The 17,581-nt window shown below is 55.4% G+C and carries 17 protein-coding genes; 13 read left to right on the forward strand and 4 right to left on the reverse strand.

The window, feature by feature from the left end:
* Positions 1 to 2: 2 nt before the first annotated feature.
* Positions 3 to 1,163, reverse strand: a complete 1,161-nt coding sequence (metB, locus tag DAQ1742_RS19455; RefSeq protein WP_035339089.1) for a cystathionine gamma-synthase — start codon at positions 1,161 to 1,163, stop codon at positions 3 to 5.
* A 185-nt stretch (positions 1,164 to 1,348) separates the two neighbouring features.
* On the opposite strand from metB, the gene metJ reads away from it, so the two are divergent.
* Entirely contained in the window at positions 1,349 to 1,666 is a 318-nt protein-coding gene (gene metJ / locus DAQ1742_RS19460; RefSeq protein ID WP_035339087.1) for a met regulon transcriptional regulator MetJ, read from the forward strand.
* 207 nt (positions 1,667 to 1,873) lie between these two features.
* Here metJ and rpmE read toward each other — a convergent pair whose 3' ends face one another.
* Complete coding sequence (gene rpmE / locus DAQ1742_RS19465) at positions 1,874 to 2,089, reverse strand: 50S ribosomal protein L31 (protein ID WP_035339085.1); 216 nt, start codon at positions 2,087 to 2,089, stop codon at positions 1,874 to 1,876.
* Between the two features lie 365 nt (positions 2,090 to 2,454).
* On the opposite strand from rpmE, the gene priA reads away from it, so the two are divergent.
* From priA to rraA, 7 genes are all read left to right on the forward strand, one after another.
* Positions 2,455 to 4,653 carry a primosomal protein N' gene (gene priA, locus DAQ1742_RS19470; protein ID WP_067487413.1) on the forward strand — a complete coding sequence of 733 codons (2,199 nt, stop codon included), beginning with the start codon at positions 2,455 to 2,457 and terminating at the stop codon, positions 4,651 to 4,653.
* A 401-nt stretch (positions 4,654 to 5,054) separates the two neighbouring features.
* Positions 5,055 to 6,125 (forward strand): DNA-binding transcriptional regulator CytR, encoded by a 1,071-nt coding sequence (cytR, locus tag DAQ1742_RS19475; RefSeq protein ID WP_180706193.1) that lies wholly within the window; start codon positions 5,055 to 5,057, stop codon positions 6,123 to 6,125.
* Positions 6,126 to 6,176: 51 nt separating this feature from the next.
* Positions 6,177 to 7,166 (forward strand): cell division protein FtsN, encoded by a 990-nt coding sequence (gene ftsN / locus DAQ1742_RS19480; protein ID WP_071604046.1) that lies wholly within the window; start codon positions 6,177 to 6,179, stop codon positions 7,164 to 7,166.
* A gap of 85 nt (positions 7,167 to 7,251) precedes the next feature.
* Positions 7,252 to 7,782, forward strand: coding sequence for an ATP-dependent protease subunit HslV (gene hslV, locus DAQ1742_RS19485; protein ID WP_035339076.1), 531 nt, complete (start codon positions 7,252 to 7,254; stop codon positions 7,780 to 7,782).
* A gap of 10 nt (positions 7,783 to 7,792) precedes the next feature.
* Entirely contained in the window at positions 7,793 to 9,124 is a 1,332-nt protein-coding gene (gene hslU, locus DAQ1742_RS19490; protein ID WP_035339074.1) for an HslU--HslV peptidase ATPase subunit, read from the forward strand.
* A gap of 253 nt (positions 9,125 to 9,377) precedes the next feature.
* Positions 9,378 to 10,295: a 1,4-dihydroxy-2-naphthoate polyprenyltransferase gene (locus tag DAQ1742_RS19495; RefSeq protein ID WP_035339073.1), complete on the forward strand. Its 918-nt coding sequence runs from the start codon at positions 9,378 to 9,380 to the stop codon at positions 10,293 to 10,295.
* 185 nt (positions 10,296 to 10,480) lie between these two features.
* Positions 10,481 to 10,966 carry a ribonuclease E activity regulator RraA gene (gene rraA / locus DAQ1742_RS19500; protein ID WP_035339071.1) on the forward strand — a complete coding sequence of 162 codons (486 nt, stop codon included), beginning with the start codon at positions 10,481 to 10,483 and terminating at the stop codon, positions 10,964 to 10,966.
* Between the two features lie 86 nt (positions 10,967 to 11,052).
* Here rraA and zapB read toward each other — a convergent pair whose 3' ends face one another.
* Positions 11,053 to 11,292 (reverse strand): septal ring assembly protein ZapB, encoded by a 240-nt coding sequence (zapB, locus tag DAQ1742_RS19505; RefSeq protein ID WP_035339069.1) that lies wholly within the window; start codon positions 11,290 to 11,292, stop codon positions 11,053 to 11,055.
* A 569-nt stretch (positions 11,293 to 11,861) separates the two neighbouring features.
* Here zapB and DAQ1742_RS19510 point away from each other — a divergent pair.
* The 4 genes from DAQ1742_RS19510 to fpr all read left to right on the forward strand — a co-directional run bounded on the left by DAQ1742_RS19510 (position 11,862) and on the right by fpr (position 16,298).
* Positions 11,862 to 12,707: an MIP/aquaporin family protein gene (locus DAQ1742_RS19510; protein ID WP_035339067.1), complete on the forward strand. Its 846-nt coding sequence runs from the start codon at positions 11,862 to 11,864 to the stop codon at positions 12,705 to 12,707.
* A 26-nt stretch (positions 12,708 to 12,733) separates the two neighbouring features.
* Positions 12,734 to 14,245, forward strand: coding sequence for a glycerol kinase GlpK (gene glpK / locus DAQ1742_RS19515; protein ID WP_035339065.1), 1,512 nt, complete (start codon positions 12,734 to 12,736; stop codon positions 14,243 to 14,245).
* A 136-nt stretch (positions 14,246 to 14,381) separates the two neighbouring features.
* Positions 14,382 to 15,392, forward strand: a complete 1,011-nt coding sequence (gene glpX, locus DAQ1742_RS19520; RefSeq protein WP_035339063.1) for a class II fructose-bisphosphatase — start codon at positions 14,382 to 14,384, stop codon at positions 15,390 to 15,392.
* 159 nt (positions 15,393 to 15,551) lie between these two features.
* A complete protein-coding gene (gene fpr, locus DAQ1742_RS19525; RefSeq protein WP_035339061.1) occupies positions 15,552 to 16,298 on the forward strand; it encodes a ferredoxin--NADP(+) reductase in 747 nt (248 codons plus the stop codon).
* Between the two features lie 30 nt (positions 16,299 to 16,328).
* Here fpr and DAQ1742_RS19530 read toward each other — a convergent pair whose 3' ends face one another.
* Positions 16,329 to 16,760, reverse strand: coding sequence for a DUF805 domain-containing protein (locus DAQ1742_RS19530; protein WP_035339059.1), 432 nt, complete (start codon positions 16,758 to 16,760; stop codon positions 16,329 to 16,331).
* 181 nt (positions 16,761 to 16,941) lie between these two features.
* On the opposite strand from DAQ1742_RS19530, the gene DAQ1742_RS19535 reads away from it, so the two are divergent.
* Complete coding sequence (locus tag DAQ1742_RS19535) at positions 16,942 to 17,535, forward strand: DUF1454 family protein (RefSeq protein ID WP_371327841.1); 594 nt, start codon at positions 16,942 to 16,944, stop codon at positions 17,533 to 17,535.
* The last annotated feature ends 46 nt before the right edge of the window (positions 17,536 to 17,581 follow it).

Here is a 17,581-nt window from a genome sequence, read left to right on the forward strand (position 1 = left end):
TATTACCCCTTGACTGCTGACTGAAAGGCCCGGTCGAGATCGGCAACCAAATCGTCGCCATCTTCAATACCCACCGAAATACGCAATAACGTTTCCGAAATACCCGCGGCGGCCCGTGCTTGCGGAGCCATACCTGCGTGCGTCATGGTGGCAGCATGAGAAATCAGGCTCTCTACACCACCGAGTGACTCAGCCAGAGTAAACAACTCCAGAGACGACAGAAAACGGCGCAGGGTATTTTCATCACCGTCCAGTTCAAAACTGAGCATCGCACCGAAACCGGACTGCTGCCGACAGGCAATCTCATGACCGGCATTTTCCGGTAATGAAGGATGATATAACGCTTTCACCAACGGTTGATGCCGTAAATATTCCACAATTTGCAGCGCATTTTTCTGCGCTGCCGCCATACGTGGTGACAATGTACGTAAACCACGCAGCAGTAAATAGCTGTCGAATGCCGCACCGGTCACACCGATATTATTCGCCCACCAGGCAAGCTCCGTCACCACCTCAGCATCGCGCGCTATCACGGTGCCGGCAACTACATCGGAGTGTCCATTGAGGTATTTGGTACACGAATGCACCACCAGGTCGGCCCCCAGCTTTAGCGGGTTTTGCAGCGCCGGGCTCAGGAAGGTGTTATCCACCACGCTCACCGCCCCCACGTCGCGGGCTGCCTGACAGATAGCCGCAATATCGACCACGCGCAGCAGCGGATTACTCGGGCTTTCCACCAGCACCAGCTTCGGTTTTTGCGCCAGCGCAGCACGAAGCTCGGCCTCATTGCCCTGATCAACAAACGTCACCCGGAAAGCGCCACGCTTACTCAGGCTATCAAACAGACGATAGCTGCCACCATAACAATCATGGGGAGCCACCAGCAAATCACCCGGACGCAAGAACACGGTACACACCAGCAGAATTGCCGACATGCCGGTGTTGGTTAACACGGCACCCGCTCCGCCTTCCAGCTCGGCCAGCGCGCGTTGCACCACATCGCGCGTCGGGTTGCCGCGCCGCGAGTAGTCATGAGCTCTGGGTTCATTAAAGCCGGTGAAATTATAGGTACTGGAGAGATGGATGGGGGGAACAACGCAGCCATACTGTTCGTCATTGTTTAACCCACTGCGGACTGCAATCGTAGCCTGTTTACGCGTCATCGGTGCTTTTCCTGACTGGAGCGGATGTGAAGAAGGGTAGAGTAAACCCGGATAATATAGACGTCAATACATCTGGACTTCTAAACTTCTTTGCGTATAGATTGAGCATCCCTATAATAATCGTTAGAATTATGGTGTTTTATGCCAGTGACTGTTTTCATCACGATCAATATTTAAGGTATCCCATGGCTGAGTGGAATGGCGAATACGTAAGCCCATACGCTGAACACGGCAAGAAAAGTGAACAGGTTAAGAAAATCACCGTATCTATCCCTTTAAAGGTGTTAAAGATACTGACAGACGAGCGCACCCGCCGCCAGGTCAATAACCTGCGTCACGCGACCAATAGTGAGTTGCTGTGCGAAGCGTTTTTACATGCTTTTACCGGCCAACCCTTACCGAATGACGATGATCTGCGTAAAGAGCGCAGTGATGAAATTCCGGAAGCGGCGAAGGTGATTATGCGCGAAATGGGTATTGACCCGGATACCTGGGAATACTGATGTGAGCGTCAGGCCTGCGATACACCGTGATAACCATGTGTTGTCATCACACCGCGCAGGCTGACACCACACAAGACACAAACGAAAACGACAAACGGCAGAAACGACAAAGGCACCCGCGGGTGCCTTTGTTTTGGTGGAACGGTTCGCATTCGAACCGCTTTGGCAGGCTCGCCATAAAAGACGCCCGCCTCGCCACCGCGATAATTACTTCTTGCTGCCCGGGACGCTGAAGCGTTTGTTGAAACGCTCAACACGACCGCCGGTATCAACAACGCGCTGTTTGCCAGTAAAGAACGGGTGGCAAGCACCACACACGTCCAGGTTCAGGTCATGAGCAGCGGTGGAACGGGTTTTGATGATGTTACCGCAAGAACAAGTCGCGGTAATTTCAACGTAATTCGGGTGAATACCTTTTTTCATGGGAAACCTCTGTTAAGGCCGTGTCGCTATCCAGCCCTGTTCCGCCAGACACCACACGAAGTTGTCTATATAGTGAATGTTCACGCCCTGACAGCAAAACATGCGCACTGGTACATGCCTTTCTGCAACACAAGGTGTGAAGGCGGCGGATCATACAGAAATTAACCACCCGATGCAATCTGCCAGGCTCAACGCAACGTAACGGATGACAACGATTGCACAAGTCGTCACTGCACAGTACCGTGGCAACGATTGTACGGTGAGAAAACCGGTCGCGTGATGCGCAGAATCATCATGACCACAAAAATAGCCTCACCACACGACACGATAGCCAACCCCGGATGACGCCTTTGAACACCCAGACTCTGTCCATCGTTCAGGTTGCCCTGCCAGTGCCACTGGCGCGCACCTTCGATTACCAGCTTCCTGCCAGTTTCGCCAAACCGGCACCGGGAATGCGGGTCAGCGTGCCTTTTGGCCACCGAAAAATGACGGGTATCATTACCGCGCTGAGTCATCACAGTGAATTCCCTGCCGATCAGCTCAAAGCTATCCACGGTGTGCTTGATGAAGTTCCCCTGTTCCCTGACAGCCTGTGGCAGATGTTGCAATGGGCGGCGCAGTATTATCACTACCCTCTGGGTGAAGTGCTGTTTCACGCTTTACCGGTGTTGCTACGTCAGGGAAAACCGGCGCACTCCGCACCACTCTGGCAATGGTTTGCCACCGAACAAGGCCGCGCCACCCCGCTGATGACGTTAAAACGAGCCCCCAAGCAGCAACAGGCGCTGGCTGCGCTATTGCAGGGGCCGCTCTACCGTCACCAAATCGCCCAGAGCGGCCTTACCGAAGCGCCCCTTCAGGCCCTGCGCACCAAAGGGTTATGCGATTTGCGTGCGCAGGTGCAGCCCCGGCAGGATTGGCATGGCGCGTTTAGTCTGGCAACAGAGCGATTGCGGCTCAATACCGAGCAAGCCACTGCGGTTGGAGCCATTCGCAGCGAAGATGATCGCTTCGCCGCCTGGCTACTGGCTGGCATTACCGGCTCGGGCAAAACCGAAGTCTACCTCAGCGTGTTAGAGAACATTCTGGCACAGGGGAAACAGGCGCTGGTGCTGGTGCCGGAAATTGGCCTCACGCCACAAACCATCGCCCGCTTTCGCGACCGCTTCAACGCGCCGGTAGAAGCACTGCACTCAGGGCTGAACGACAGCGAAAGGCTCTCGGTATGGCTGCGTGCCCGCGAGGGGGAATCGGCGATTGTGATAGGCACCCGCTCTGCGCTGTTTACGCCCTTTGCCCGTTTGGGGCTTATCGTGATTGATGAAGAGCATGACAACTCTTACAAGCAGCAGGAAGGCTGGCGTTACCACGCCCGCGATCTGGCGGTGTTTCGCGCCCGTCAGGAAAACATTCCTGTGGTGATGGGTTCAGCCACACCGGCACTGGAAACCCTCTACAACGTGCAGGTTGGGAAATACCGTCAGTTACGACTGAGCAAACGCGCCGGCAATGCCCGGCTGGCGCAACAGCATTTGCTGGATTTGAAAGGATTACCGCTGAACTGCGGTTTATCGCAGCCGCTGATCGAACGCATCCGCCATCATCTGGCAGACAACAACCAGGTGATTCTGTTCCTCAATCGTCGCGGCTTCGCACCGGTGGTACTGTGCCATGAATGCGGCTGGATAGCCGAATGCCAGCGTTGCGACAGCTACTACACATTACATCAGCATCAAAAGATGATGCGCTGCCATCATTGTGACAGCCAGCGCCCGATTCCCCAGCAATGCCCACAGTGTGGTTCAACCCATCTGGTGCCGGTCGGGCTTGGTACTGAACAGCTGGAACAGGCTCTGCCTGCGCTCTTTCCAGACACCCCCATCACCCGTATCGATCGTGATACCACCAGCCGCAAAGGGGCACTGGAACAACAACTGGCACAGGTCCGTCAGGGAGGCGCACGCATCCTGATTGGTACGCAAATGCTGGCCAAAGGCCACCACTTTCCCGATGTGACACTCGTGGCGCTGCTGGATGTGGACAGCTCACTCTTTTGCGCCGACTTTCGCGCTACCGAGCGTTTCGCCCAGCTATACACTCAGGTTTCCGGGCGGGCGGGGCGGGCGGGCAAGGCCGGAGAAGTGGTCTTACAAACCCACCACCCTGAGCACCCGTTGCTCCAGACCCTGCTACACCAGGGTTATGACGCATTCGCCAGCCAGACGTTAAAAGAGCGCCAGAGTGTTTTCCTGCCGCCGTTTACCAGCCATGCCTTGTTCCGGGCCGATGACCACGACAACCAGCAAGCCAGCCTGTTTTTGCAGCAGTTACGTAATTTGCTCGATGCCAGCCCGCTGCGTGATGAGTCACTGTGGCTAATGGGGCCAACACCGGCGCTGCAAGCCAAAAGGGCCGGGCGCTTTCGCTGGCAACTGCTATTGCAACATCCATCACGCACCACACTGCAACGGCTGCTCCGCACGACGCTTGCGCTGATTGATACCCTGCCGCAGGCACGCAAAGTAAAATGGGTGCTGGATATCGACCCCACCGACAATTGATGCAATACAGAAAACAGGTCGATTCTGCTCCACCTCTCCCACCGATACCATCATCGATAATGGTTTTTGCGGCGCGTACCGAAAAACCGCTCATCCATACGGCAGAAGAGTAAATTATTTGATAAACCTTACCCTTAACCTGTTACGAGCAATAGCGGAAGCAGTATGCTGATCAGAGCACATGAGCCCGTCACACGCGGTTTTGCCGGGTGACAGCTCACCAGGCAGTGCTATACCTGTGCGTAGGGAAGCGGCCCCTGACCCGATACACGGGTGCGGTTTACCCGCCGCAAGCAGGGGTCCGGCAGAGGGTTTCACCATGAAGCAAGCAGGCCCGCATACGCCCACTGACCACAGCCTGAAGAGCGCGCCAGTCAAGACTGACGCAAGGAGGAAATAGATTGGAGCCGAAAAAATTTGCCTCACCTGCGACCATGAAAGATGTCGCCGACAAGGCCGGCGTCTCTACCGCAACAGTTTCACGCGCGTTAACCAGCCCGGACAAAGTCTCTGCCCTCACACGCCGAAAAGTGGAGCAGGCCGCACAGGCCGTCGGTTACTCGGCACAACATCTGTCCCGCAATCTGAAACGACACGAATCGCGCACGATTTTGGCACTGGTGCCTGATATCAGCGATCCCTTTTTTGGCAAAATGCTGCGCGGTATTGAAGACACGGCGGCACAGCGCGGTTATCTGGTGCTGATCGGTGATTGCGCCTACCAGCGTCATGGCGAGCGCACATTTCTTGACTTAATCACCGCCCGGCAAATAGACGGCATTTTGCTGCTGGGCTCCCCGCTGCCGTTTGATGTCGGCAAAGAGGAGCGCCGCCACCTGCCGCCAATGGTCATGGCGAATGAGTTTGCCCCCGAGCTGGATATGCCGACGGTACATATCGACAACCTGACCGCCGCGTTTGAAGCCGTCAGCTATCTCCATCAATTGGGTCACCGGCGGATCGCCTGTATCGCAGGCCCAGACCAAATCCCGCTCAGTGAGTACCGGCTACAGGGTTATATACAGGCGCTGCGACGCTGCGGCTTAACGGTCGATAACCAGTACATTGTGCGTGGCGATTTCAGCTATGATGCCGGAGCCAGAGGGCTGACTCAGTTGATGTCGCACCCTACGCCCCCACCGCCCTCTTTTGTCCACAGCGATATCATCGCATTAGGCGCACTGACACAGGCACGAAAAATGGGTCTGGACGTGCCGCGTGACCTGTCGCTGATAGGTTTTGATGATATTGAGCAGGCGAATCACTGCTTTCCGGCACTGACTACCGTCGCCCAGCCACGCTACGAGATAGGGCGGGAAGCCACGCAGTTACTGCTGGCGCAATTGCAGCAACACAAGGTACGCAGAGGGTCGCGCCTGATGAGTAGCCAGTTGGTTATCCGCGACAGTACCGCCGCCCCGGCATCCCGTGTTACAGGCTTTAAGAATTCAGGTGCTGGTCAAATATTTTAGGGTTCAGTAACATGGCGACCTGTTACTTATTTTCTTCGCAACGAAACGATTGTGGCACAACGAGACTATGTCAGCCGGGGACGTTCTGGAACGAGCCGGAAAAAAACAGCCAGCCGGAAACGGGGAGGCTCCTCAGGCGTATCCAAAACCATGATGGCGCTCGCCGTCGCCGTGTTGGTCACGTTTGCCGGTGGGCTTTACTTTATCGCCCACAATAAACCGGACGAATCCCCCATTTTGCCGCACCAGAGTACCAAAGGTAACGGGCTACCGCCGAAACCGGAAGAGCGCTGGCGTTATATCAAAGAGCTGGAAAATCGCCAGATTGGTGTGACCTCACCGACTGAGCCATCAGCGGGTGGTGAAGTCCAGTCACCGGGGCAACTGACCGATGAACAGCGGCAATTGCTTGACCAAATGCAGTCAGACATGAAACGCCAGCCCACCATGCTCAACGAGGTGCCTTACAACGACCAAAGCCAGATGCCAACCCGGGCCGCCCCCAAATCACAGATGGTGGTTCCCGTAGTACCTGGTGGCAACGCGGTAACACTGCAACCCAGTACACCACGCACAACGGCAACGCCACCACCAGCGCCGACTCCGCGCCACACTGCGCCTGCCACGCCCGCTCAAACGCAAAGCCCCGGCACACCGAAAACCCCTGCGGCCGATGTGCGTAAGCCAGAACCGCCGGTAAGAGAGACGGTTAAAGCCGAGAATACCAAAGCCGAAACCCCGCGTGCTGAAAGCACCAGAACCGAAAATACCAAACCTGATAGTGCGAAACCCGACACGACCAAACCGGAGAAAGAGCCGCGCTGGATGGTGCAATGCGGGTCATTTAAAACAGCCGAGCCGGCCGAATCTGTCCGGGCGGAGCTGGCGTTTGCCGGTGTGGAAAGCCGTATCACCAATAGCGGCGGCTGGCACCGAATCATACTCGGCCCCTACGGCAACCGCGCGACAGCCGATAAGATGGCTCAAAAACTCAAAGCAATGGGCCAGTCTAACTGCATCCCGCTAGCCAGTGGGGGTTGAAAACCCCCACGCACCACCCCATGTTTACCGTCAATATGCCCCGCGTTCCTGCGGGGGCCTTTCTCTCAGTAACGGGGATAAGCTCGTGACAACAATTGTAAGCATACGCCGCAATGGTCTGGTGGTCATCGGTGGGGATGGTCAGGCCACATTGGGCAACACCGTAATGAAGGGGAACGTGCGCAAAGTCCGTCGCCTGTACAACGACAGGGTGATTGCCGGGTTCGCTGGCGGCACTGCGGATGCCTTCACCCTGTTTGAGCTGTTCGAGCGTAAGCTGGAACTGCACCAGGGGCATCTGGTCAAAGCCGCTGTGGAACTGGCCAAAGACTGGCGCACAGACCGCATGCTGCGGCGTCTGGAGGCTCTGCTGGCTGTCGCTGACGAGAATGCCTCGCTGATTATTACCGGCAACGGTGATGTGATTCAGCCGGAAAATGATCTTATCGCCATTGGCTCTGGCGGCCCCTACGCACAGGCAGCCGCCCGTGCCTTACTGGAGAACACCGAATTGAACGCCCGCGAGATAGTCGAGAAGTCTCTGGGTATTGCCGGTGATATCTGTATTTATACCAACCAGTTCCACACGATTGAAGAATTAGCCTCCAAGGCGTAAGGACCCCACTATGTCTGAAATGACCCCGCGCGAAATCGTCAGCGAGCTTGATAGCTATATCATCGGCCAACATCAGGCGAAACGGGCGGTTGCTATCGCCTTGCGCAACCGCTGGCGTCGCATGCAGTTGGAAGAGAGCCTGCGCCATGAAGTCACACCGAAAAACATTCTGATGATAGGCCCGACCGGTGTCGGGAAAACGGAGATAGCCCGCCGTCTGGCCAAATTGGCTAATGCCCCCTTCATCAAAGTGGAAGCGACCAAATTTACCGAAGTAGGCTATGTGGGTAAGGAAGTTGACTCCATCATCCGCGATTTGAGCGATGTTGCCATCAAAATGGTGCGCCAGCAGGCCATGGAGAAAAACCGCCATCGCGCCGAAGAGCTCGCCGAAGAGCGCATTTTGGATGTGCTTATCCCACCGGCCAAAAACAATTGGGGCCAGCCCGAAGAGAGCCATGAACCTTCAGCCGCTCGTCAGGCCTTTCGCAAGAAGTTGCGCGAAGGCCAACTGGATGACAAAGAAATAGAAATCGAGCTGGCGGCCGCCCCGGTTGGCGTGGAAATTATGGCACCGCCGGGTATGGAAGAGATGACCAATCAGTTACAGTCTATGTTCCAGAATCTGGCTGGTCAGAAACAGAAAAGCCGGAAGGTCAAGATTCGTGAAGCGTTCAAACAGCTGGTGGAAGAGGAAGCCGCCAAACTGGTGAACCCGGAAGAGCTCAAACAGCAAGCCATTGAAGCAGTTGAGCAGCACGGTATCGTGTTCATTGATGAAATCGACAAAATCTGTAAGCGTGGTGAAAGCTCAGGCCCGGATGTGTCCCGTGAAGGGGTACAGCGTGACCTGCTGCCGCTGGTTGAAGGTTGTACCGTATCGACTAAACACGGCATGGTGAAAACGGACCATATTCTGTTTATCGCCTCTGGAGCCTTCCAGGTCGCCAGCCCGTCAGACCTGATCCCTGAATTGCAGGGCCGTTTGCCTATTCGCGTTGAATTGCAGGCACTGACCACCGAAGATTTCGAGCGTATCCTGACCGAGCCCAGTGCCTCACTCACCCGCCAGTATCAGGCGCTGATGGCGACAGAAGGTGTTAATGTGACCTTCCAGCCGGATGGTATCAGCCGCATCGCCCAGGCGGCCTGGCAGGTCAATGAACGCACAGAAAACATCGGTGCCCGACGTTTGCATACGGTACTGGAGCGTCTGATAGAAGATGTGTCCTACAGCGCCAGCGAAATGAACGGCCAAACCGTGACCATTGATGCAGATTACGTGAGCAGTCATCTGGACGAGCTGGTAGCAGATGAAGATCTGAGCCGATTTATCTTATAATCCGTGCTGACGGACTGCACTGATGACTGACAGTGGGAGGCCTGGCCTCCCGCTGCTGTTTTTGTCAGCATTATCAGGCCTGCAATTTCAAAACGGTTGCATGCTATCTGTATGAAAAAAGAGGCTTTCTGAACTGACGAAATTTCTCTGAACAGTAAATCGCCTGCGCCGTAAGAACGTTGACTGCTCTTGTTGGCAACATACGCTGCCAGCAGCGCCCTGACACTCATTGATACCCTGACCGATTGACGCCATGACCCAACTGACACATAGCAGCAAAACCCAAGCCTGGTTAGACAGCCTGCGACCCAAAACGCTGCCGCTGGCCTTTGCTTCGATTGTAACCGGTACAGCTATTGCCTGCTGGCACGGCAGCTTTAAGCCTGGTGTCGCACTGCTGACACTGCTAACTGCTGGCCTGTTGCAAATTCTCTCTAATCTGGCCAACGACTATGGCGATGCCGTAAAAGGCAGCGATAAACCCGATCGCCTCGGCCCATTGCGCGGTATTCAAACCGGAGCCATCAGCCTGCCGGAACTCCGCCGGGCACTGTTCGTCACCGTGGCACTGACCACGATTGCCGGCTGTGCGCTGGTGGTGCTGGCGTGCGAAAAACCGGTGGATATCGTGGTTTTTCTGTCACTGGGCCTGCTGGCGATACTGGCGGCGATTACCTATACCGTTGGCAACAAACCCTACGGGTATATCGGGCTTGGCGACATTTCCGTGCTGATTTTCTTTGGCTGGTTGAGCGTTGCCGGGTCGTATTACCTGCAAACCGGTTATTTCGATACGATTGTCATTCTGCCCGCCACAGCCTGCGGTCTGTTGGCGGTGGCGGTTTTAAACATCAATAACCTGCGCGACATCGACAGCGACAGGGAAAATGGCAAAAATACGCTGGCAGTACGCCTCGGTGCACATAAAGCGCGCCGCTACCATATGCTGCTGTTGATGACTGCACCGATTTGTCTGGCGCTGTTTGCCACCTTGTACCTGCATACGCTGGCAGGCTGGTTGTTTATTCTGGCGCTGCCTCTGCTCGTGCGTCAGGGGCGTTATGTCATGCGGGAAACCGCCGCATTCAGCATGCGACCGATGCTGGAGAAAACCGTTAAAGGAGCTCTGCTCACCAACCTGCTGTTCGCCGTTGGTGTGTTGTTAAGCTAACGCCACATCGCGTAGCGTGAGCGGTCAGCGAACCCTTGTATAAAAACACCGCGTTTCAAAGGCCGGGGGCAAAAACCCGGCCTATCCCTGATGTTGGTCAAAGCCGCTGTTGATGATTTTGCCAACAGTCGCCAGAAAGGGATATACTCACCCCCACATTCTCAGCGGCGACAAACGTGGCTCCTATGAAATACGATACTTCCGAACTGTGTGATATCTATCATGAAGAGGTCAATGTCGTTGAACCTCTTTTTTCCAATTTTGGCGGGCGTAGTTCATTCGGTGGCAAAATCACTACGGTGAAATGCTTTGAGGACAACGGCTTGCTGTTCGATGTGCTGGAAGAAAACGGCGCAGGCCGGGTACTGCTGGTTGATGGCGGAGGTTCCGTCAGGCGCGCGTTGATTGATGCAGGCCTGGCACGGGTGGCCACCCAGAATGAGTGGGAAGGTATCGTCGTCTACGGTGCGGTACGCCAGGTTGATGAACTGGCTGAGCTGGATATCGGCATTCAGGCCATGGCCGCAATCCCGGCAGGCGCAGCCAGTGAAGGGATTGGCGAAACAGACATTCGGGTTAATTTTGGCGGCGTCACCTTTTTCTCGGGCGACCATCTTTATGCCGATAACACCGGTATCATCCTGTCAGAAGACCCGCTCGACCTGGAATAACCGTCCCGCACACCATTGCGTTTCGCAAGACCCGTCACGTTTAGCACGAAAGGGTATTACCGCTGTGACGGTAATACCCACAGAGATTAGACCTCTTCCATCCTACCCAACAGTGCACGCAGACGTTCCTGCCATGCCTGTTGTTCCTGCTTTAGTTGCTCGTTCTCGCGCACCAATGCATCACGATTGTCTGCCACGCTCTGTACTTCCTGCGACAGCGCATTGTTCTTCTCTTTCAGCTCTTCGATTTCCATCTGCAACAGCGTGATCGTGTCAATCGCCTGCTGAACTTTCCCTTCCAGCTTCTCAAACACTTCAAATGACATAACTTCAAACCCCTTTTGATAGCACGGCCCAGGCCGGTTAACGCAGACGTATCACGAACAGATGAACGCCAGACGTGAGTTACTGAATCTGACATCCAGTGACCGCGGCTGCCCGACGACGGACATAAACGTCTGACAAGTCAACACATGATGATTGTATGTAGCCGGTTCAGAGCTGTCCAGCGACACCATAGGTAAAACCACCACTCTGCCTGCTTTTTCACAAGCAGGCCATCAGCATCCACCCAAAAGATATCCCGCAAGGGTTAACCGATATTAATGTTAATGAATTCAACATTTACTTTAACACGTCACCGGGCATGGAATACGTATACTTGCGCACAATCGCATTGATGACGCGAACTCGCTCATTTTCTTGACGCGTCACACACATTTTAATTTCGATATTTCTCGTTTTCGAACATTAACGATAAATTCACATCCGAAATACAAAAAGAGCCTGGCCGTCGCCCTCTTCAGCTCCACGAGACCAGCCTAAAACGCGCGGGTCATTCAATGACTCAGCGCCCTCTCTCCCTACTGTAAACCCACAGGTGGAAACAAGCATCATGAGTCAATCTGAACTTTCCTCCCTTAAAGGCCAGTGTATTGCCGAGTTTCTTGGTACTGGCTTACTGATTTTTTTTGGCGTTGGCTGTGTCGCGGCACTCAAACTGGCAGGTGCCAGTTTTGGGTTATGGGAAATCAGTATTGTCTGGGGATTAGGGGTCGCCATGGCGATTTACCTGACCGCCGCAATCTCTGGCGCACACCTCAATCCTGCCGTCACCATTGCACTATGGCTGTTCGCCTGCTTTGACGGGCGCAAAGTGCTGCCTTATATCCTCTCTCAGGTGGCCGGGGCATTCTGCTCGGCGGCGCTTATCTACGGCCTGTACCATAATTTGTTCGACAACATCGAACAGACCCACAACATGGTGCGCGGCAGCGTGGAAAGCCTCGATCTGGCGGGCATTTTCTCCACCTACCCGAACCCGCACATTTCGGTACTTCAGGCATTTTTAGTGGAAATGGTGATCACCGCTATTTTGATGTGCCTGATTCTGGCGCTGACCGATGACGGTAATGGTATTCCGCGTGGCCCGCTGGCTCCGCTGCTCATCGGTATTCTGATTGCCGTTATTGGCGCATCAATGGGCCCGCTCACGGGGTTTGCCATGAATCCGGCGCGTGACCTCGGCCCCAAACTGTTTGCCTGCCTGGCAGGCTGGGGCAAGATAGCGCTGACCGGCGGGCGTGATATTCCTTATATTCTGGTACCGATTTTTGGCCCGATTGTCGGTGCCTGCCTGGGTGCGCTGGGCTACCGTGCCCTGATTGGCCGCAACCTGCCTTGTGATGTCTGTGCGGCTGACAGCGATAATGCACCCGCAGCTCAAACCCGTAAGGTCTAACCCTCTCCCCGAACAGGATTACGTTTATGAACCAGGAAAAAAAGTACATTGTCGCACTCGACCAGGGAACCACCAGCTCACGCGCCGTGGTGCTGGATCATGACGCGAATATCGTCAGCGTGTCACAGCGGGAGTTTACCCAAATCTACCCGAAAGCAGGCTGGGTAGAGCATGACCCGATGGAAATCTGGGCCTCACAAAGCTCAACGCTGGTAGAAGTGCTGGCCAAAGCAGGCATCAGCAGCGATGAAATCGCCGGTATCGGTATTACCAACCAGCGTGAAACCACCGTTGTATGGGAAAAAGAGACCGGCAAGCCGATTTACAACGCGATTGTCTGGCAGTGCCGCCGCTCTGCCGATATCTGTGAAAAGCTCAAAAAAGACGGCATGGAAGAGTACATCCGCGCCAACACCGGCCTGGTGGTTGACCCCTATTTCTCCGGCACCAAAGTCAAGTGGATCCTCGACAACGTAGAAGGTGCCCGTGAGCGAGCGAAACGTGGCGAATTGCTGTTCGGCACCATCGACACCTGGCTTATCTGGAAAATGACGCAGGGCCGTGCGCACGTCACTGACTACACCAACGCCTCACGCACCATGTTGTTCAACATTCACTCGCTGGACTGGGATGCACGCATGCTGGAAGTGCTGGATATTCCCCGTGCCATGCTGCCACAAGTGCGACCTTCTTCAGAAATTTACGGCCAGACCAACATTGGCGGCAAGGGCGGCACCCGTATTCCTATCGCCGGTATTGCCGGTGACCAACAGGCAGCACTGTACGGCCAGCTGTGTGTTCAGCCTGGAATGGCGAAGAACACCTACGGTACTGGCTGTTTCTTGCTGATGAACACCGGCAAAGAAGCCGTTCGCTCCAGACACGGCCTGCTGACCACCATTGCCTGTGGCCCACGCGGTGAAGTGAACTACGCGCTCGAAGGCGCAGTGTTTATCGGCGGGGCGTCTATTCAGTGGCTGCGCGATGAGCTGAAGCTTATCAATGACGCCATGGACTCCGAATATTTCGCCACCAAAGTGAAAGACACCAACGGTGTTTATGTGGTGCCTGCGTTTACCGGTCTGGGCGCACCCTACTGGGACCCCTACGCCCGAGGCGCTATCTTCGGGCTGACCCGTGGCGTCAATGCGAATCACATCATCCGTGCGACGCTGGAGTCGATTGCCTACCAGACGCGCGATGTGCTCGACGCCATGCAGGCTGATGCCGATACCCGTCTGCAATCATTGCGGGTTGATGGCGGTGCCGTCGCCAACAATTTCCTGATGCAGTTCCAGTCGGATATTTTGGGGACACGCGTTGAGCGCCCGGTTATCCGCGAAGTCACGGCACTGGGTGCCGCCTTCCTGGCGGGCCTGGCTACCGGCTTCTGGAACGATCTCGACGAGGTGAAAAGCAAAACCGCGATTGAACAGGAATTCCGCCCCAGTATTGAAACCGTTGAGCGCAATGTCCGCTACCGTGGCTGGAAAAAAGCGGTGGAGCGCGCGCGTGCCTGGGAAGAACACGACGAGTAAATTTCACGCTGCTTTGATCGGGCGCGGCTATCGCGCCCGTTTTTCACTCCCGCCGGTCATCTGCCATTTCCCCGCCTGTGCTACCATTACGCCCCACTCTGGTCTTTTCTTCTTCTCCTTTTCAGGACTGCTATCCATGAAACGTGAATTAGCCATCGAATTCTCCCGTGTTACTGAAGCGGCTGCGCTGGCCGGTTATAAATGGCTGGGACGCGGGGACAAAAACGCCGCCGATAACGCCGCCGTACAGGCAATGCGCATTATGCTTAATCAGGTTGATATCAAAGGCCATATCGTCATTGGCGAAGGTGAAATCGACGAAGCCCCGATGCTTTATATCGGCGAACAGGTGGGCACCGGTAACGGCGATGCGGTAGACATCGCCGTTGACCCGATTGAAGGCACCCGTATGACGGCAATGGGCCAGGCCAACGCGCTGGCGGTACTGGCCGTCGGTGAGCAGGGCGCGTTTTTACATGCGCCGGATATGTACATGGAAAAGCTGATTGTCGGGCCGCAGGCTAAAGGCGCTATCGACCTCGACCTGCCGCTGGAAGAGAACCTCAAGCGCGTTGCCGCACGGCTGGGTAAACCACTGAGCGAGCTGACCGTCATCACGCTGGCCAAACCACGTCACGACAAAGTCATCGCCGATATGCAGCAACTGGGGGTAAAAGTCTTCGCCATTCCTGATGGCGATGTGGCCGCCTCTATTCTGACCTGTATGCCCGAAAGCGAGGTGGATGTGCTCTACGGTATCGGCGGTGCACCAGAAGGCGTGATTTCAGCGGCGGTGATCCGTGCACTGGATGGCGATATGCAAGGCCGCCTGCTGGCGCGTCATCAGGTGAAAGAAGACAACGAACACAATCGCACGCTCGGCGAACAGGAGCTGGCACGCTGCCGTGAAATGGGCATTGAAGCCGGTAAGGTGCTGATGCTGGCTGACATGGCGCGCAACGATAATGTGATATTTTCTGCCACCGGCATCACCAAAGGTGACCTGCTCAACGGCATTGCCCGGCGCGGCAACATCGCCACCACCGAGACGCTATTGATTCGCGGCAAATCCCGCACGATTCGCCGCATCAGTTCCACCCATTATCTGGACCGCAAAGACGCTGCGCTGCACGAATTTCTGCTGTAATTGAGCCTCTGCCACACCGGTCAGCCACGGGTAACCATCTGCACTGGCGAAAGGTTTCACAGTTGTTAAAAGATAGCGTATGGTTAGGGTCGGGTGGCAGGCGACCCTGCCCTACCCGTTACAACAACATACCCGCGACAACAACAGGAGTATGACATCATGGCAGAGTGGGTGACAGGTAAGGTACTTGCCGTTGAACACTGGACGGAAAATCTATTCAGTTTGCGACTGAGCGCCCCCGTGGCACCGTTTAGCGCCGGGCAATTTGCCAAGCTGGCGCTTGAGCTGGATGGCGAACGCATACAGCGGGCGTATTCCTACGTCAATGCCCCGGATGATCCGCAGTTAGAGTTTTATCTGGTTAACGTGCCGGATGGCAAATTGAGCCCGCACCTGCATCGCTGTCAGCCCGGTGATGAGGTATTGGTCACGCAAGATGCCGCCGGGTTTTTCGTGCTGGAAGAAGTGCCGGACTGCGACACGCTATGGATGCTGGCCACCGGTACAGCCATTGGCCCTTATCTGTCTATTCTACAGCAAGGGCACGACCTGGAGCGATTCCGGCATATTGTACTGGTTCATGCCACGCGATTTGCCCGTGACCTGAGCTACCTGCCGCTGATGCGAGACTTGCAGCAACGCTACCCGGAAAAACTGCGTATCCAGACCGTCATCAGCCGTGAAGCACAGCCAGGGTCGCTCACCGGGCGCATTCCGACGCTGATTGAAAACGGTGCGCTCGAAGCCGCCGTCGGCCTGCCGCTTAACGCGCAGACCAGCCACGTCATGCTATGCGGCAACCCGCAGATGGTCAGAGATACCCAGCAATTGCTGAAAGACGCGCGCCAGATGACCAAACACCTGCGCCGTCGCCCTGGGCACATCACCAGCGAACATTACTGGTAATGCGCCAGCATCAATAGCGCGCGTTCAGGTTCAGTGCTCACTCTCACGCAACCGCAGCGGCCCGCTCGGTGCACCAAAGCGGTTTGTGCCAGCGGTTCCCGCCAACAAGCCGCACTCCAGCAACATCATGACGGCAATCAGCACCGGTATAAACCGTTCGACCAGCCACTGTAAAAGCGCGGGCAGCATCGCCCAGTTACCGCTCCCCAGCATCCAGGCCACGACCAACAGCAGCGCCCAGCCGCCTTTGCGGTCGCGATCATGTAATCTTTTCACCAGCATAGCCGACAGTGGCCACATCAACACCACCAGCGCAAAGGCCGCTCTCTGTGTCTCAAGCCAGCCGATACCCGCCAGAACGAACAACGCCGCTATCACTACCACCACCAACGTTATCCCCAGCCAGAAATCCCGGCGGCCCACTCGACCGCGAAATGAAAAAAACCATTGTTGTATTGTCATTACTCTTATTCCTGATTGCCGTACTACGGGCGGGATTTTACCTTAAATCCACATGGGTTTTTCATCGTGTGTTTTGACAATCACTTACGGATCCCGTTTTAATCACACAGCATATCCGCAACACCTGACGATGCAGACTGTCTTGATGACAAAACTTGATGGCGATGACAAAAACGTGATGATGAAAAATGCCCTGCTGGCGCTCTGTTACCTGTCGATAAGCTTACTGTTCCCGTCGTTCGTCAGGGGGGATACGCTGTTTCAGCCACGCGCAGCATCCACAGCACCCTATCTGCTGCCGAGCGCCCCTACGTTTGACATGAATCTGTTACAGTTCCGCACCCGCTACAACCTGAGCAATCCGTCGCTGCCACTGGGTGAGTACAAAGTGGTTGATACCGGTGACGACTCACCGGCGCTGATACGCGCTGCCAGCCGCATTAACGATCGCCTTTACTCCTCTACTGCGCTGGAAAAGGGCACCGGCAAGATTAAAACCATGCAGATAACCTGGTTGCCCAAACCACGCGACCCGGATCAGAACGGTCGCCGTAAACAGGCTATCGACTATATGGCCGCCCTGTTACGCACCTTTATGCCGTCACTGACGGGCGAGCAAAGCCTGAAAAAAGTGGAAACCCTGCTGGAAAAAGGCAAAGGGCAGCGATTTTACCAACAGACGGAGGGCGCATTGCGTTACGTGGTGGTTGATCATGGCGAAAAGGGGCTAACTTTCGCTGTTGAACCGATTAAGCTGGCGCTATCTGATTCGTGATCGGTTCGATAATTAGGCACGAAAAACAGAGCCACCGCGCCATTTC

The organism is Dickeya aquatica (assembly GCF_900095885.1).
GTDB classification, from domain to species: Bacteria; Pseudomonadota; Gammaproteobacteria; order Enterobacterales; family Enterobacteriaceae; genus Dickeya; species Dickeya aquatica.

Excerpts from the sequence above, each read along its gene's own strand:
- metB (WP_035339089.1), bottom strand. The coding sequence starts at position 1,163 with ATGACGCGTAAACAGGCTACGATTGCAGTCCGCAGTGGGTTAAACAAT.
- metJ (WP_035339087.1), top strand. The coding sequence starts at position 1,349 with ATGGCTGAGTGGAATGGCGAATACGTAAGCCCATACGCTGAACACGGC.
- rpmE (WP_035339085.1), bottom strand. The coding sequence starts at position 2,089 with ATGAAAAAAGGTATTCACCCGAATTACGTTGAAATTACCGCGACTTGT.
- hslU (WP_035339074.1), top strand. The coding sequence starts at position 7,793 with ATGTCTGAAATGACCCCGCGCGAAATCGTCAGCGAGCTTGATAGCTAT.
- DAQ1742_RS19495 (WP_035339073.1), top strand. The coding sequence starts at position 9,378 with ATGACCCAACTGACACATAGCAGCAAAACCCAAGCCTGGTTAGACAGC.
- rraA (WP_035339071.1), top strand. The coding sequence starts at position 10,481 with ATGAAATACGATACTTCCGAACTGTGTGATATCTATCATGAAGAGGTC.
- zapB (WP_035339069.1), bottom strand. The coding sequence starts at position 11,292 with ATGTCATTTGAAGTGTTTGAGAAGCTGGAAGGGAAAGTTCAGCAGGCG.
- DAQ1742_RS19510 (WP_035339067.1), top strand. The coding sequence starts at position 11,862 with ATGAGTCAATCTGAACTTTCCTCCCTTAAAGGCCAGTGTATTGCCGAG.
- glpK (WP_035339065.1), top strand. The coding sequence starts at position 12,734 with ATGAACCAGGAAAAAAAGTACATTGTCGCACTCGACCAGGGAACCACC.
- glpX (WP_035339063.1), top strand. The coding sequence starts at position 14,382 with ATGAAACGTGAATTAGCCATCGAATTCTCCCGTGTTACTGAAGCGGCT.
- fpr (WP_035339061.1), top strand. The coding sequence starts at position 15,552 with ATGGCAGAGTGGGTGACAGGTAAGGTACTTGCCGTTGAACACTGGACG.
- DAQ1742_RS19530 (WP_035339059.1), bottom strand. The coding sequence starts at position 16,760 with ATGACAATACAACAATGGTTTTTTTCATTTCGCGGTCGAGTGGGCCGC.
- DAQ1742_RS19535 (WP_371327841.1), top strand. The coding sequence starts at position 16,942 with ATGAAAAATGCCCTGCTGGCGCTCTGTTACCTGTCGATAAGCTTACTG.